We start from the raw sequence: 14,836 nt of genomic DNA, 5'->3' as shown, positions 1-14,836 counted from the left end.
AAGCTTTATTCATAAGCTTTTGAGGGTAGTGTGGGATACTTTTTTTTATGGCTCATCCCACACTAAATGGGGTTTATCCCACACTAAATAGAGCTTATCCCACACCATCTCACACTCGAGCCCGTTTTTGTCTCTTCAATCTCGCTTCATAAGACAAGTTCACCGAACAATTATCCTGCGACAAGAGAGTGTTTATATCGTCTCGTAAATTATTGATCAAGGGCAATTAAACATTTATCAAGGGCAATTAACTATTGCTCAGGTGCAATTAAACATTTATCAAGGGCAATTAACTATTGCTCAGGTGCAATTAAACATTTATCAAGGGCAATTAACTATTGCTCAGGTGCAATTAAACATTATTCAAGTGCAATTAAGTATTATTCAAGGGCAATTAAGTGGTCACCCTACTTCATTAAGGGTCTGATCAAGTCCAATCTGTTGAGCCTTCGAACGTGGGCTCTTCGGCCCTCGAACGAAAACCCATGAGCCCTCGAACGAGGGCTGAAGAGCCCTGCTTCGAGGGCTCAACAAATGACGCTTAAGCCGCATATAAAGGGACTGCAAAAACTTTTAATTTCAATTAAAGAGTTGATTAATCACGGTGTGTAAAAAAAACATTCAATGAGATAAAAAAGGCTGAACGGCTCTTCTTTTCTCTCCCCACCAGATCGCTCCACCAATAAAGAGTACCATCAGCAGCGTACAAGTCAAAGATCCTTCGAAGCCAAACGCTCCACCATTCCAAACGGAGTGATCAGGCAACTGTAATTGAACCAACGAGTGCGACAAGCTATTACCACTGACTTCATATCCCAGTACCGGACCTTGTATCCAATTCCAAAACAGATGAAGCGAGATCGAATACCAGAGGTTGTGCGTATAAAGGCAAACCACACCGAGCATCAAGCCGGCAATGACCAAGTTCACCATCGGTAGCCAAGCGATACTCGGATTTGAGAGATGCATCAAGGCAAACAAGATTGATGTGACAAATAGCGCAACAAAACGCTGTACGCCAGCATTCAACAGCCGACTGAGGAGATAACCACGAAACATCACCTCTTCGGTCAACGCCACCAAGACGAACATCAAGAAGGTCACCCATAGATCATACCACTGCCATTCCACCCCCGTGATTTCAATCCATCCGAAGGCATAAGCCCCCCCAAAACCCACAAGGTAAAAAATAATAGCGGTCAACGCTCCATAGATCATATCCTTTCCACGAGACTTAAGCCCAAGGCCGAGATCGAGCCATCCCCGCCGTTCGATCATCAACAAAGCCCCCGTCGCCCCAAAACCGGCAAGCCACACAAAGACATAAGAAACCAAAGTCTGATTGAGGGATTCTTCCGACTCTGCAGAAATACTCGAGACCCAATTCTCAAGCAGTCCCGCATACAAAAAGTGACCCATGATCACCAAAGTATAGAATACCAAGAAAAAGAGAATCAGAGAAACGACAACGGATCCCCATCGGTTTGCATTGTACTTCATAACCTTATTTTGTGTATTTAAAATCTTAACCTTTAAGCAAAATTAGCACTATAAAAACGAAAGGCTATGCTTTTTTGACTGTTTTTTCCTATTTTTGTAGAAACAACAAAAAACAATCATGCATTTCAAGAAAATTGTAATCAGCCTTATTCTTACCTTTCAACTCTCAGGCCTATGCGCACAAGTCAGCAAAACCTTTTTTGTCAGCAAACCCGGTACACTCATCTCAATGATGACCCAAGAGGAAGCCAATAGCATCACCGACTTGACCTTGACCGGCAAGATTAATGCCGAAGATTTCAAACATCTCCGTGATGAATTCACTAGCTTGAAAAGCCTCGATCTCTCGAATGTCGACATCAGAATGTACACCGGAAAGAATGGAACCTACCCCGGCGATAAATTTCACATTTACATGCTCAACTATATTCCGGCTTACGCTTTCACGACTCTAGTGAATGGGCAGTTTCAGGGTAAGCCATCGCTAGAACGCATCGTCCTTTCGGAGAAAATCAAGACCATAGATGATAATGCTTTCAGAGGTTGCGATCGTCTTCGCGTGGTTCAAATCAGAAAGAAAACCCCGCCTGCACAAGCCGAGAATGCTTTAGCCGACAGTACCGCAGCGATCTTTATTCCGTTAGGCAGTACCGACGAATACCGTCGTAAAAAGAATTGGGAACATTTCTCTCTTATTGAAGGTGAGCCGCTAAGTGCAACCTTACAAGTGGGACTCATGAGTAGCCTTGAAGAGGAACTCTCTAAGGCCGGCATACAACCTAAAGCCATCAACTTTCTAACGATCGAAGGCAAACTCGATGCGGCCGATTTCAAATTGATACGCGACTACATGCCCAATCTGGTGACGGTCGACCTTAGTCGGACCAATGCAACCACGATTCCGGAGTTTACCTTTGCTCAAAAGAAATATATGCTCAGCATTGAGCTACCACACCAGCTTAAAGTCATCGGACAGCGGGTATTTAGTAATTGCGGACGTCTCTCGGGTACCCTTCGCTTACCGGCTACCGTCACAGCTATTGAGTTTGGAGCGTTTATGGGTTGTGATAACCTCCGCCAAGTTGTAGCCACGGGTAATAAGATCACCACAGTGGGCGATCAACTTTTTGGAGATGCTCCGACCAGCCGACTGGTCTATCGCCAATAAAGCTCATCTAAAAACATAAACTTTCCGCTGATAAACCGATGTCCGGATGAATCCATCAGACATCGGTTTATCAGCGGAAAATTTATTAAAGCCTATTCCTTATTTCGTTTTCTTCGTCGCAAGCCCCATAAAAAGAAAGGCAACACGATAAGAAAGGCTGTGACTACGAACGCCCACACATTCACCGTACGCGACTGAGCCTCTAGGTAACAATCCCCTTGCAATAACCGGTAGGGATCGACTTTCCAAACCAATACGCCATTCTCTTCAGTGAGCCGTGCATTAGTCGCCGTCAACCGTCCCGGCATGTTCAATTCAAACTTAATTTGTCCTCCAAACAAGTCCACCACCCGAATGCGTTGCTCATACCACTCCTCTATAGACTGAGCGTGAGCTGCATAGAACGCAGAATAATCGTCTTTCCGATAATACTCATCCAACCATTGACACAACTTGTTTGGCGATAGATCGGAAACTTCCTTCTTCGATCGTTCCATCCATTGATAAATCCGATCCCGATCGACAACCCAAGCGGTATCCTCCTGATTAGAGCCTCTCAAGCGAGTCAACGCTTCCAGACAAAGTTCATATTGCGTTCGGTTCAGCCACTTCTGAAATTTGTCGGACAACACATCCAAACGATCCTTCATCTCCGCACCATTCATCCAAGTGTATTTCTGCAAACCTTCACCTAACAATAACTTCTGCTCATCGAGAGTCAAATAATTCTCCAACGCCACCGGTCCTTTGTCTGCCAATTCAGGAAAACGACAACGATACTCATGATAGGTGTAGAACCAACGGAAACGACGTTTCAACTGCTCCTTCGGTTCTGCCATAGAAACCATCCAAGGTTCTTTGGCACGCCATGCGGCAGAGTCATCCGGAAAATGGAAGGTCGCTTCAACCCACACATTAAACCGCTGCGACTCTCCCAAAAGATCTTCTTTCAAGACCGAATCCGTTTTCACCACGGTCCAACGGTCGTCAAGCGCAAACCAATATGGGTTATGCGAACGATCGCCCGATAAGAAAGCCGAATCGGCGTATGCAAAAACCTTCCGATGAAGCGTTCCGTCCGATCGTACGGTCGTCACCATTCTATAGCTCGACGAACATCCTGTCAGCAAACCTACCCAGATCAACACCCCCCAGATAGTGCAGTTCCATTTCATTCTTTTCATAACGATTCCTCCTTATTTATATTGAGATCTACGATTCATCCAATTCGACCGCACCACAGCTTCTCGCTCGGCACGCTGCTTCAATAAACGTTGAGCCATTCCCAACTTCTCGGGAGCGGAAGCATTCGAAAGCAAAGCTCGCTCGGCGACAGTAGCATACCGTTCGGCCTGTCGATTGCCACAACCAGACGGGTCTCCGATGGCCCGCACAATGATTTCTGTCGCCATTCCTTGGTGAGTGCTCCCTTCTTCCAAACGAAGTTCATAAGTCCCAAAAGCCAATAACGCACAAGCCGCAACCGTTGAGACTCCCATGCTCCACCTCCAAATCTTTTGCACTCTCGAAGATCGGCTATGGGCAACCGCTTCAGCACAATCGTTCCGGTCGGGACGCCGATCAACAAGTCTTGTTTTCTGCATCGCTCGTTTCACAATCTCTTCGCTGAAACTCTCCGGATCGTCCAATATGGGTTCCACCCGTTTCACTCGTTCCAACCAATTCTGATAACGTCTATCCATGTTTTACCTCCTTCCAATCCATCTTCTTCAATTGATGCCCGATAGTTTTCTTTGCCAAATATAAATTCTGTTTGATCTGTAGAGCTGACAGTCCCGTCATATAAGCCACTTCATTCACCTCCAACTCTTCTAACTCACGCAGAACAAACACCAACTTCTGCTTAGGCGGTAACGTCTCCGTTGCCCGAAACAACCACTCCCGAAGTTCACGTCCGATAAACGATTGTTCGACATCCTCTCCACTCATACATCGCTCCGAAACCCCATCCAACTCTATTGGAGAACGAGTCGGCGAATGTGCGAGGCACCGCAGTCGATCGTAACAGACATTACACGTCACCCGATACAACCAAGTCGAAAAACGGAACTCCTCCCGATAACGATCTAATCCCAACCAAACTTTAATAAACGTCTCCTGCGTCATATCCTTAGCCTCATCGTCATCACCAAGCAACCGGAAAGCGAGTCGGTAGACCAGTTGTTGATGCTTCGCCACCAAGTTTGCAAAAGCCTTTGCATCCCCTTTGCGGCAATCCCTGATCCACTGCTGTATTTCCTGTTGTTGTTCCATCTCTTTTCGATTCCGTCTGAGTTTGTTTTAGCTTAATAGAGCGCAACTCTTTTCACCTCATCAAACTTAAAACCTTTTATTAATGATACGTCGTACTTATCCAAAGGTCGAAAAAAAATGCATAAAAACGCAAAAAAGGTGCAAATAACAGTTGTTATTTACACCTTTTCTCTTTATCTGATGGTCGCTTACGACCCTTTAATCAGTTCTTTATCGCTTAATCGGCATACAACTTGGTTCTCAACTCCTTAATGTGATCAGAAGAGATATACTCATCATAATCCATCATCTTATCGATAATGCCGTTAGGAGTCAACTCGATGATACGATTCGCTACCGTTTGAATGAACTCGTGGTCATGTGATGAGAACAAGACATTACCCTTATACGTCTTCAAGTTGTTATTAAAAGCCTGAATAGATTCCAAGTCCAAGTGGTTAGTCGGCGTATCCAAGATGAGACAGTTCGCATTACGCAACTGCATACGTGCAATCATACAACGCATCTTTTCACCTCCCGAAAGCACATTCACTTTCTTCAAAACCTCTTCGCCGGAGAATAACATACGACCGAGGAAGCCTTTCATATAAACCTCATTACCTTCACCGTACTGACCCAACCAGTCTACCAAGTTCAAATCCGTATCAAAGAATTCGGTATTGTCGACCGGCAGATAAGCTGTTGTGATCGTCACGCCCCAATTGAAATGTCCGGCATCCGGCTTCAAGTGGCCATTAACGATCTCAAAGAACGCAGTCATGGCACGAGGGTTACGCGATAAGAATACCACCTTGTCACCCTTCTCGATATTGAAATTCACATCGTTGAACAAGACCACACCTTCGTCTGTCTTCTTCGACAAGCCCGAAACCTCTAGGATCTGATTACCCGGTTCACGTTCCGGAGTAAAGATGATACCCGGATATTTACGTGATGATGGCTTAATCTCCTCAACATTCAACTTATCCAACATTTTCTTACGGCTGGTAGTCTGCTTACTTTTTGCCACGTTGGCACTAAAGCGACGGATAAATTCTTCTAACTCCTTACGCTTTTCATCAGCCTTTGCCTTCTGGTTCTGTTGCTGACGCAAAGCCAACTGACTAGATTCGTACCAGAAGCTATAGTTACCGGCAAAAAGATTGATCTTTCCATAATCGATATCGACTGTATGCGTACAAACCGAGTCCAAGAAGTGACGGTCATGGCTCACGACCAATACGGTGTGCTCGAAATTCGACAAGTACTCTTCCAACCAAGTCACCGTTTCCATGTCCAAGTCATTGGTCGGCTCATCGAGCAACAAGTTGTCCGGGTTACCATAAAGGGCTTGCGCCAACATCACACGGACTTTTTCCTTACCACTCAACTCACCCATCAGCGTATAATGCTTATCTTCCTTGATTCCCAATCCACTCAATAAGATCGCGGCATCACTCTCAGCATTCCATCCGTTTAACTCAGCGAATTTCTCTTCCAGTTCCGAAACCTTCAGACCATCTTCGTCGGTGAAATCTTCTTTAGCATACAACACTTCGCGCTGTTTCATGATGTCCCACAACACCGTGTGTCCCATCATCACCGTATCCATTACGGTAAATGCATCCCACTTAAAGTGGTCCTGGCTCAACACCGATAAGCGTTCACCCGGTCCTAAAGCTACCGTACCTGTAGTCGGGTCGATCTCACCATAAATGGCCTTTAGGAAAGTCGACTTACCGGCACCGTTAGCTCCAATGATACCATAACAATTACCATTTGTAAACTTCAAGTTTACATCATTAAACAACACCCTTTTACCAAACTGTACCGAAACGTTCGAAACTGTAATCATTCTTTTTAAACTTATTTTATTTCGGTTGCCACTCTTCACTCCACCCAAGGCGCAAGCTCGGTGTCGCAACACATCTATAACTCATTAATAATTAAACATCCATTTGTTATTCAGCGTGCAAAGGTACACAATTCCGGCGAATAATGCGGCAACAAAAGTGTGACAATCTGACATAATTATATTACTTTTGCACCGTTTATGCCTCAACGCACCATAATGGCAAAGTTTTTGTTAAGCATAAACAAGCCGGACAACCCTATCGGGTCATGCCTCGGTCTCAATATTAGAATTTAGAAATAAATAAAAGAACACTATAAACATGGATCCAAAAGAAAAGAAAGTTAAAGAAGAAGAACTAAACACAGCACACGTTACAAACGAACAGGTACAAGATGCTTCGGCTGAAGAAACGGTTTCTACAGAGGCCGAAGAAGTCACTCCGCTTACCGAAGAAGAACAACTTCGTCAGGCATTGGAAGAAGCACAAGCCAACATTGAAGAGCAAAAAGATAAATACCTTCGTCTTTCTGCTGAGTTTGACAACTTCCGCAAGCGCACCATGAAAGAAAAGGCTGAGTTGATTTTGAACGGCGGCGAAAAGAGTATCAGCAGCATTCTTCCGGTCATCGACGATTTGGAACGCGCTCTTGAAACGATGAAAAAAGCAACTGATGTGGCTGCTGTTTGTGAAGGAATCGACTTGATCTATCAGAAGTTCATCTCTATCTTAGGCCAAAACGGTGTAAAAGTCATTGAAACCAAAAATTGTGGATTAGATACCGATTACCATGAAGCTATAGCCATGATCCCCGCACCAAGCGATGAGCAAAAAGGCAAGATTATCGACTGTGTGCAAACGGGTTATACCCTCAACGAAAAAGTGATTCGTCACGCCAAAGTCGTTGTCGGTGAATAAGTGATCCACAGACGATCACCTCAATTAGTTTTAGGAGTTTATATCAATAGACGAAAGAAAAAAGATGGCAGAAAAAAGAGATTACTACGAAGTACTGGGTGTTGCTAAAGACGCCACAGCCGATCAGATAAAGAAAGCCTATCGCAAGAAAGCAATAGAATTTCACCCCGACAAAAACCCGGGCGACAAAGTCGCTGAGGAGAAGTTTAAAGAAGCAGCCGAAGCTTACGAAGTTCTGAGCAACGACGAGAAACGTTCGCGTTACGACCAATTCGGTCATGCCGGCGTAAGTGGAGCAGCCGGTAATGGCGGTCCGTTTGGCGGTGGATTTGGTGGTCAAGGCATGTCAATGGACGACATCTTCTCCATGTTTGGCGACATCTTCGGCGGTCACAGCGGTAGTGGTGGCTTTGGCGGTTTCGGAGGCTTTGGCGGCTTCGGAGGCGGCGGTGGTGCGCAACAACGTCGTCATCGTGGAAGCGACCTTCGCGTAAAAGTCAAACTGACGCTTAAAGAAATTGCAGACGGCGCAGAAAAGAAATTTAAATTAAAGAAATATGTGGTGTGTGAGCACTGTCATGGCTCTGGCGGAGAAGGCAATAGCGGTTCGACCACTTGTTCCACCTGCCACGGTAGCGGTTCGGTCATCCGCAACCAACAAACCATCTTAGGTACTATGCAGACTCGCGTGGCTTGTCCGACTTGTAACGGAGAAGGTCAGATTATCAAAGAAAAGTGTAAGGTTTGTGGTGGAGACGGTATCGTTCATGGCGAAGAAATTGTTGAAGTAAAGATTCCTGCAGGCGTAGCCGAAGGCATGCAACTTTCAATGAGCGGAAAAGGAAATGCCGGTAAGCGTAACGGCGTACCGGGCGATCTATTGATTTTAGTAGAAGAAGAACCACATCCGGAATTGATCCGCGATGAAAACGACTTGATCTACAATTTACTTTTAAGCTTTCCAACCGCAGCTTTAGGTGGCGCAGTAGAGATCCCAACCATCGACGGCAAAGTAAAAGTGAAAATTGAATCGGGCACACAGCCGGGTAAAGTACTTCGCCTACGTGGCAAGGGACTTCCTAGCGTGAATGGTTACGGTACAGGCGACTTGCTAGTCAACGTCAGCGTTTATGTTCCTGAATCACTCAGCAAAGAAGAAAAGAACACCCTCGAAAACTTCGAGAATTCGAACAACTTCAAACCAAGTGGCTCAGTTAAGGAAAAAATATTCAAAAAGTTTAAGAGTTTCTTTGATTAATTCAATAAAAGAAGACCAGCAATTAAACGATAAACAATACTCCATTGAATCATCGGCTTTCACTCATAAAGAGAAGAAAGTCGATGATTTTTTATAACCGATTCTAAATCTAGGATTATCAATAATAGAAACAAGAGCTAAAACGACCTGACTTACATTCCTTATTTTAATGAACCCGTAAATTAAAACATTAAAAACTTTCAATCATCCATTCTATTTTACAAATAAAATAAGAAAATAAATTATTTTCCTTGTTTTTAAGAAATAGAACCTTTAATATTGCATAATCTTAGAATATCATCTCGATAAAGATACGATTGCGAGAGATATTAAATCTAAAACAATTAAATGACTAGACTTATGAAAAAACTTTTCTTAACATTAAGCCTTGTTGCTATAACCATCATGGGTATGGCCCAAGAACGTGAATATAACTTCTTTGTTAAAGCCGGCATAAACGTTAGTGACATTAGCAATGAAATTGATTACACAGAAAAAGTAGGCATTAAGCTCGGTGCAGGATTTGACTTCTACTTCAACCAACACATGGGAATGCAAACTGGCCTTTTCATTAGTTCTAAAGGGGCTAAACTAGAAAAAACAACTATTAATGCCGTTTATTTGGAGTGCCCAATGAAAGCTACTGCACGTTTTAAAGTAAATAAATTGGTTAACGTCGTATTTAATGGCGGTCCTTATTTAGCTTATGGGATAGGTGGAAAAATAAAAACCGAAAACGATCCCTATGAAGTAATAGAAAAGAATTCTTTTGGTAAAGATCGTTTAAACCGCCTAGATGCCGGACTGGAATTTGGTATTGCAACCGAAATTAAATGCTTCGTAATAGGTATTGACACACAATTTGGCCTAACAAAAATGAACACGCCAGCTAAGATGAAAAATCAAACAATAGGGTTATCTTTAGGCTGCAAATTCTAAGAAAGGTCAAAAGAATAAAGAAACAAGAATATAAAAACGAAAAGAATAAATAAAATCTCAGTTTCCTTTAGAGAAGTATTCTTACAACCATACTTATGCAAGATTATAAGAATACTTCTCTGTTTTTTACTTTACTTACTTCAACACAAAACGAACACAATAGGAGCTTAACGTTATAAAGCATTTACATCATAAGGCTTTATATCATCAATACTCAACATAATAAAACAATTCCCCTTATGGAACCGACAAACACCTCAAAAGAGCGCATTATCTTTCTAGATATGCTCAAAGTCATCGCTATCTTTTTAATGTTAGCCAATCACTGTGTAGACAACGTATCACCAATCGAACGCACAGAACCCTGGTATCAAATCTGGGGTAGTATTTACAACACCTTTACCCGTCCGGCCATTCCCTTGTTTGTGATGGTTACAGGCATTCTATTACTACCGGTGAACTTATCAATGGGCACTTTTTATAAGAAGAAAATCTCTCGATTAATCATCCCCTTCTTGTTCTGGTCACTTTTATATAACGCTCTACCCCACCTCTTTCAACTATTCGGCCTAGATGCTAGTACCATAAACCTGTTCTACAGATGGGCCGACCCTGTACAAGCTACAACAAACGCTTCGTACAACATCTTAATGATTCCTTTCCAATTCTCACCTTTTGCCGTACAGATGTGGTATGTCTATATGCTCATCGGTTTATATTTATATCTGCCCATCTTCTCGGCTTGGGTTGAAAAATCGGACCAAAAAGCACAGCGTCTCTTCTTGGCCATATGGTTTGGGTCGCTTTTCGTGCCTTACCTACGATGCTTTCTAACCGAAAATCTTTGGGGTGTTTGTTCTTGGAATGAATTCGGATTATTTTATTACTTCTCGGGGTTCAGTGGATACTTACTTTTGGGTTACCATCTAAATAAATACCCTTTAAAACTCTCTAAAACGAACAAATATTTGATAGCCTTTACCTGTTTTGCAATAGGCTATATGGTTACCCTAACAGGTTTCAGAGAGATGATTGCCAATCATAGCGATTCCGAATCCATGGTCGAATTGTTCTTCACTTTCTGTAGCCCCAATGTCGCCCTAATGTCATTTGCACTATTTGTATTACTCCAAGATGTAAACTACAAGAACCGCCCATTTAATAAAATCATAACCCGGATTTCTATTGCCACGTTCGGTATCTGGATGTGTCACTTCCTATTTGTCGGTCCGATTTACAAACTGATAGACCAATTAGAATGCCACACGATGATTAAACTCATCATCGAGACCTTCTCCGTATTGCTCGTTTCATCAATATTTGTCACACTAATACGTAACTTGGGAAAAATTGGGAAGAAAATCATGGGATAGAATTAGCACAAGAAAGGAAAAGCAAGAATATCTAAAGTTAGAAGACTTCTATTGGTCGCTTTACATCGGCCAATAGAAGTCATTATCTCTCAAATTTCAAGTAAACTAAAATCATTCCTCTTTCCCGACCTCTTCTTTCGAAGTACTTTTTTTACTTTTTTTCAACCGCCCGCTTTTGCGCAAAGCTTCGGCAATAATCCATTGGATTTGACCATTGGTGCTACGAAACTCATCAGCTGCCCATTTCTCTATGGCATCCATGGTCGCCGCATCTACACGCAAAACGAAGCTCTTAATCAAATTTTCTTTTTTAGCCACCGAACAACAATAAATTAATGGTTCAACGTTCCGGCATTCACCACCGGTTGAGCAGCTTCATCGGCACAGAGTACCACCAAAAGGTTGCTCACCATGGCAGCTTTCTTTTCTTCATCAAGTTCTACGATCTGCTCTTCGGAGAGCTTATTTAGAGCCATTTTCACCATTGAGACCGCACCTTCTACAATTTTCTCACGAGCTGTGATAATAGCCGAGGCTTGTTGACGCCGCAACATCACAGCGGCAATTTCAGGAGCATAAGCTAAATAGTTTATGCGAGCTTCTACTACCTCTATACCGGCCATTTCCAGACGCTCGTTGAGCTTTTGCTCCAACTGTTCGTTGATTTCTTCACCACCCGAACGAAGAGTCAGTTCGCCAACATGAGCTTCATTGTCATCGTAAGCATATTGTCCAGCCACTTGACGCAAAGCGGCATCACTCTGAATCATCACAAAATTCTCAAAAGCATTCATCCGATTAGCCACAGCATTACCAATATTTACCTGATTGGTAGAGACGATGGAAGCCGAACCAGCCATGGTCTGCGAATCAATCTCAAACATGGCTTTATAAGTATCTTTAAGCTTCCACACCAATACAAGCCCAATAAGAACAGGATTACCGATCTTATCATTCACCTTGATCGGTTCAATATCAAGATTACGAGCACGTAACGATAGCTTTTTCTTTTCCACAAACGGATTAACCCAGAAAAATCCAGTTTCTTTAAAGGTACCTTGATACTTGCCAAAGAATACCATGGCACGAGCCTCGTTAGGTTCAAGTTGCATGTACCCGGCAAAAGCAATAAGCCACAAAACAATGAGTAGAAGAGAAATCACACAAGTGAGACTTGAGCCCAAAAATCCGGCGACAATAGCTCCAGTAAGCACAACCAGATGAAAGAACAAGGCCACAAACCCGTTCATACTAAAGCCAATAAAATTACATTCTTTTGTTCCCATATTCGATTGATTTAAAAAATATTAGATTAACATTTGTGATATCATTTTAATATCACAAATATATAATTTATTTTTAAACCACCATTTATTGTCGAAAAAAATAAAGAAAAATCTCCTCTATTCTATTTTTATCTGAAAAGGATAGAAATAGAATAAAGGAGATTCTCCGATTCCAACTTATAAATTTGCAAGCTTACTTATCGCACAACAATCTCAGAAGTAAATACAAAACCGTGATATTCGGCGCTCGTTGTTCCTTGGTAACGAATGTAACGAGCTTTCGCTTCACCTTCCCAACCGTAGATTTTAAACCCAAATGGAGGTTCTTTAGTTCCGGTATATTGTTCTTTTTTCAAAGTCGTATAATTCACGCCATCGGTCGATACAGAGATGGTAACTTCTCCCGGCCAAAACACACCAGGGCCAACAGCTTGCATAAACTCAGCCGAAACAGAATGTATATTTGTAATCTGTTCCATATCGATCGTCACATCAACGCCTTGACGAGTGATAAACCCCTGCCATGCACCATCGCCATAGGTCCAGTCGCCCAACCAACCATCAGTCAACGTTCCATCTCCCTTAGCTACATAACTTGGACTATATGGAGCGTTATAAATCACCTTCTTCCCCACAGCCAAATGAGTCACCGGCTGACGAGCTTCTTGGCGCTTTCCCCTCTCCTTATTCAAGTCAAACGGATGATACCCTTTCTGTTGAAGGTCGGCAGAAGCCTTCAAAACCCGTTCGCGGAAGGCCGGCCACGACTTTCGTTCGGGAGCCGACCATGCCACTTCCGACAAAGCCAACAAACGCGGCCAAATCATATACTCCGCATGTTCAGGAGTCGGTACATATTCAGTCCACAGGTTAGCTTGTACCCCATAGATTAATGCAGCTTCCGCAACCGTCAACGAATCGGGCACAGGATTATAGTTATACACCTTATCCAAGGGTAGATAACCACCGATAGCCTCAGGCTCGAAAGGTGGGGCATCTTGATACGCATCGAAATAACAATACTTGCCGGGAGTCATGATGGCACGGTGACCGGAACGTACAGCCGCTAGTCCACCAGATTCTCCTCGCCACGACATCACTGTCGCATGTGGTGCCAATCCTCCTTCAAGAATCTCATCCCAACCTAACAGCTTACGACCGTGAGCATTAAGAAACTTCTCAATGCGATGAATCATATAACTTTGTAATCCATCAACACCATCAAGATGTTCATCCTGAATACGCTTCTGACATTTCGGACAATTCTTCCAAGCACTCTTGCCGGCTTCATCACCACCAATATGGATGTATTCCGATGGGAACAAATCCATCACTTCGGTCAACACGTTCTCTAAAAAAGTGAAAGTCTCTTCATTGCCGACACAGAAATCAGAGTTCTTATAAGGCTCACCGGCACAAGAGAGTTGAGGATAGGCTGCCAAAACCTCCTCGGAATGTCCAGGCATCTCAATTTCGGGAATAATGGTAATATAACGTTGGCGAGCATATTCAAGAAGCTCACGAATATCATCACGAGTGTAATACCCTCCGACCGCTCCACTATCAGTACGATTCAGATATTTACGATCACCAAACCACCATTTTTTCCAACCGCCATCAGTTCGCCAAGCGGCGAAATCTGTGAGTCGTAGATATTTCTTAATCGCCAATCGCCAACCTGCCGCATCAGTCAGATGAAGATGTAAGCGATTGAACTTATAATAAGCTAATGCGTCCATCTGCTTCTTCACAAACTCCTTCGAGAAAAAATGGCGCGACACGTCGAGCATCAATCCGCGATAAGCAAAACGGGGCGTGTCTGCAATCTCAATGACCGGAACTTCTATCTGACCCGTTTTTTGTTCCATCAGTTGCATCAATGTTTGTAGACCATAGAACAGTGCAGCACCAGTCTTCCCCTTGATTACAATTTGTTGAGGAGTAACCGACAAGGTATAACTTTCGGAAGTCGTCAGACCGTCAGCAACAGTCAGCAATAAATTAACTTGAATTGACTTAGCTTGCTTCTTTCCTTTGCTAACTGGGACAACAGTATTCAAGCACTCTTTCATGAGACGTGCTTCCGAACGTTTCAGATTGGTGTAAAACGGAAGTTGCGTCGGTAACACAACCGAACCTTCCCCACGCTGCATGTGTAAAGGAATAGGAATAACATTTTGAGCTTGTACGGTAAATGTACTGCAAAGTAGTAAGAAGACCAATACAAAGGCCAACCTACCGATGAGTAGTTTCATGTCTTTCATGTTTTTCTCTTTATAAAATCACAA

General features: G+C 43.1%; 13 protein-coding genes. 5 read left to right on the top strand and 8 right to left on the bottom strand.

Annotated features, from left to right (window positions below):
* Positions 1-621 precede the first annotated feature (621 nt).
* Positions 622-1,500, bottom strand: coding sequence for a CPBP family intramembrane glutamic endopeptidase (locus tag AC4PG5_RS01200; protein ID WP_492029677.1), 879 nt, complete (start codon positions 1,498-1,500; stop codon positions 622-624).
* Positions 1,501-1,618: 118 nt separating this feature from the next.
* Here AC4PG5_RS01200 and AC4PG5_RS01195 point away from each other — a divergent pair, with 118 nt between their 5' ends.
* A complete protein-coding gene (locus tag AC4PG5_RS01195; RefSeq protein WP_492029676.1) occupies positions 1,619-2,668 on the top strand; it encodes a leucine-rich repeat protein in 1,050 nt (349 codons plus the stop codon).
* Between the two features lie 92 nt (positions 2,669-2,760).
* On the opposite strand, the gene AC4PG5_RS01190 is transcribed toward AC4PG5_RS01195, so the two are convergent.
* The 4 genes from AC4PG5_RS01190 to AC4PG5_RS01175 form a co-directional block, all read right to left on the bottom strand.
* Positions 2,761-3,852, bottom strand: a complete 1,092-nt coding sequence (locus AC4PG5_RS01190) for a hypothetical protein (RefSeq protein ID WP_492029675.1) — start codon at positions 3,850-3,852, stop codon at positions 2,761-2,763.
* Between the two features lie 12 nt (positions 3,853-3,864).
* Positions 3,865-4,371: a hypothetical protein gene (locus AC4PG5_RS01185; RefSeq protein WP_492029674.1), complete on the bottom strand. Its 507-nt coding sequence runs from the start codon at positions 4,369-4,371 to the stop codon at positions 3,865-3,867.
* The gene (locus AC4PG5_RS01180; RefSeq protein WP_492029673.1) at positions 4,364-4,942 is read right to left on the bottom strand and encodes an RNA polymerase sigma factor; all 579 of its coding nucleotides are present in this window, start codon (positions 4,940-4,942) and stop codon (positions 4,364-4,366) included. Before AC4PG5_RS01180 ends, AC4PG5_RS01185 begins: the two co-directional genes overlap by 8 nt.
* Positions 4,943-5,159: 217 nt before the next feature.
* Entirely contained in the window at positions 5,160-6,776 is a 1,617-nt protein-coding gene (locus tag AC4PG5_RS01175; protein ID WP_492029672.1) for an ABC-F family ATP-binding cassette domain-containing protein, read from the bottom strand.
* 319 nt (positions 6,777-7,095) lie between these two features.
* On the opposite strand from AC4PG5_RS01175, the gene AC4PG5_RS01170 reads away from it, so the two are divergent.
* The 4 genes from AC4PG5_RS01170 to AC4PG5_RS01155 all read left to right on the top strand — a co-directional run bounded on the left by AC4PG5_RS01170 (position 7,096) and on the right by AC4PG5_RS01155 (position 11,262).
* On the top strand, positions 7,096-7,692 hold the full coding sequence (locus tag AC4PG5_RS01170) for a nucleotide exchange factor GrpE (RefSeq protein WP_492029671.1): 597 nt from the start codon (positions 7,096-7,098) through the stop codon (positions 7,690-7,692).
* A 64-nt stretch (positions 7,693-7,756) separates the two neighbouring features.
* Entirely contained in the window at positions 7,757-8,950 is a 1,194-nt protein-coding gene (gene dnaJ, locus AC4PG5_RS01165; RefSeq protein WP_492029670.1) for a molecular chaperone DnaJ, read from the top strand.
* Positions 8,951-9,310: 360 nt separating this feature from the next.
* Entirely contained in the window at positions 9,311-9,889 is a 579-nt protein-coding gene (locus AC4PG5_RS01160; RefSeq protein ID WP_492029669.1) for a porin family protein, read from the top strand.
* A gap of 239 nt (positions 9,890-10,128) precedes the next feature.
* Positions 10,129-11,262 carry an acyltransferase gene (locus AC4PG5_RS01155; RefSeq protein WP_492029668.1) on the top strand — a complete coding sequence of 378 codons (1,134 nt, stop codon included), beginning with the start codon at positions 10,129-10,131 and terminating at the stop codon, positions 11,260-11,262.
* 111 nt (positions 11,263-11,373) lie between these two features.
* On the opposite strand, the gene AC4PG5_RS01150 is transcribed toward AC4PG5_RS01155, so the two are convergent.
* From AC4PG5_RS01150 to AC4PG5_RS01140, 3 genes are all read right to left on the bottom strand, one after another.
* Complete coding sequence (locus AC4PG5_RS01150) at positions 11,374-11,580, bottom strand: type II toxin-antitoxin system antitoxin (RefSeq protein ID WP_492029667.1); 207 nt, start codon at positions 11,578-11,580, stop codon at positions 11,374-11,376.
* A gap of 14 nt (positions 11,581-11,594) precedes the next feature.
* The gene (locus AC4PG5_RS01145; RefSeq protein ID WP_492029666.1) at positions 11,595-12,548 is read right to left on the bottom strand and encodes an SPFH domain-containing protein; all 954 of its coding nucleotides are present in this window, start codon (positions 12,546-12,548) and stop codon (positions 11,595-11,597) included.
* Between the two features lie 197 nt (positions 12,549-12,745).
* Positions 12,746-14,812 (bottom strand): glycoside hydrolase family 20 protein, encoded by a 2,067-nt coding sequence (locus tag AC4PG5_RS01140; RefSeq protein ID WP_492029665.1) that lies wholly within the window; start codon positions 14,810-14,812, stop codon positions 12,746-12,748.
* Positions 14,813-14,836 lie beyond the last annotated feature (24 nt).

It is taken from the genome of Bacteroides sp. QWL-09, assembly GCF_058683585.1.
This window is presented reverse-complemented; position numbering and strand designations above follow the sequence as displayed.

Excerpts from the sequence above, each read along its gene's own strand:
- AC4PG5_RS01200 (WP_492029677.1), bottom strand. The coding sequence starts at position 1,500 with ATGAAGTACAATGCAAACCGATGGGGATCCGTTGTCGTTTCTCTGATT.
- AC4PG5_RS01195 (WP_492029676.1), top strand. The coding sequence starts at position 1,619 with ATGCATTTCAAGAAAATTGTAATCAGCCTTATTCTTACCTTTCAACTC.
- AC4PG5_RS01190 (WP_492029675.1), bottom strand. The coding sequence starts at position 3,852 with ATGAAAAGAATGAAATGGAACTGCACTATCTGGGGGGTGTTGATCTGG.
- AC4PG5_RS01185 (WP_492029674.1), bottom strand. The coding sequence starts at position 4,371 with ATGGATAGACGTTATCAGAATTGGTTGGAACGAGTGAAACGGGTGGAA.
- AC4PG5_RS01180 (WP_492029673.1), bottom strand. The coding sequence starts at position 4,942 with ATGGAACAACAACAGGAAATACAGCAGTGGATCAGGGATTGCCGCAAA.
- AC4PG5_RS01175 (WP_492029672.1), bottom strand. The coding sequence starts at position 6,776 with ATGATTACAGTTTCGAACGTTTCGGTACAGTTTGGTAAAAGGGTGTTG.
- AC4PG5_RS01170 (WP_492029671.1), top strand. The coding sequence starts at position 7,096 with ATGGATCCAAAAGAAAAGAAAGTTAAAGAAGAAGAACTAAACACAGCA.
- dnaJ (WP_492029670.1), top strand. The coding sequence starts at position 7,757 with ATGGCAGAAAAAAGAGATTACTACGAAGTACTGGGTGTTGCTAAAGAC.
- AC4PG5_RS01160 (WP_492029669.1), top strand. The coding sequence starts at position 9,311 with ATGAAAAAACTTTTCTTAACATTAAGCCTTGTTGCTATAACCATCATG.
- AC4PG5_RS01155 (WP_492029668.1), top strand. The coding sequence starts at position 10,129 with ATGGAACCGACAAACACCTCAAAAGAGCGCATTATCTTTCTAGATATG.
- AC4PG5_RS01145 (WP_492029666.1), bottom strand. The coding sequence starts at position 12,548 with ATGGGAACAAAAGAATGTAATTTTATTGGCTTTAGTATGAACGGGTTT.
- AC4PG5_RS01140 (WP_492029665.1), bottom strand. The coding sequence starts at position 14,812 with ATGAAAGACATGAAACTACTCATCGGTAGGTTGGCCTTTGTATTGGTC.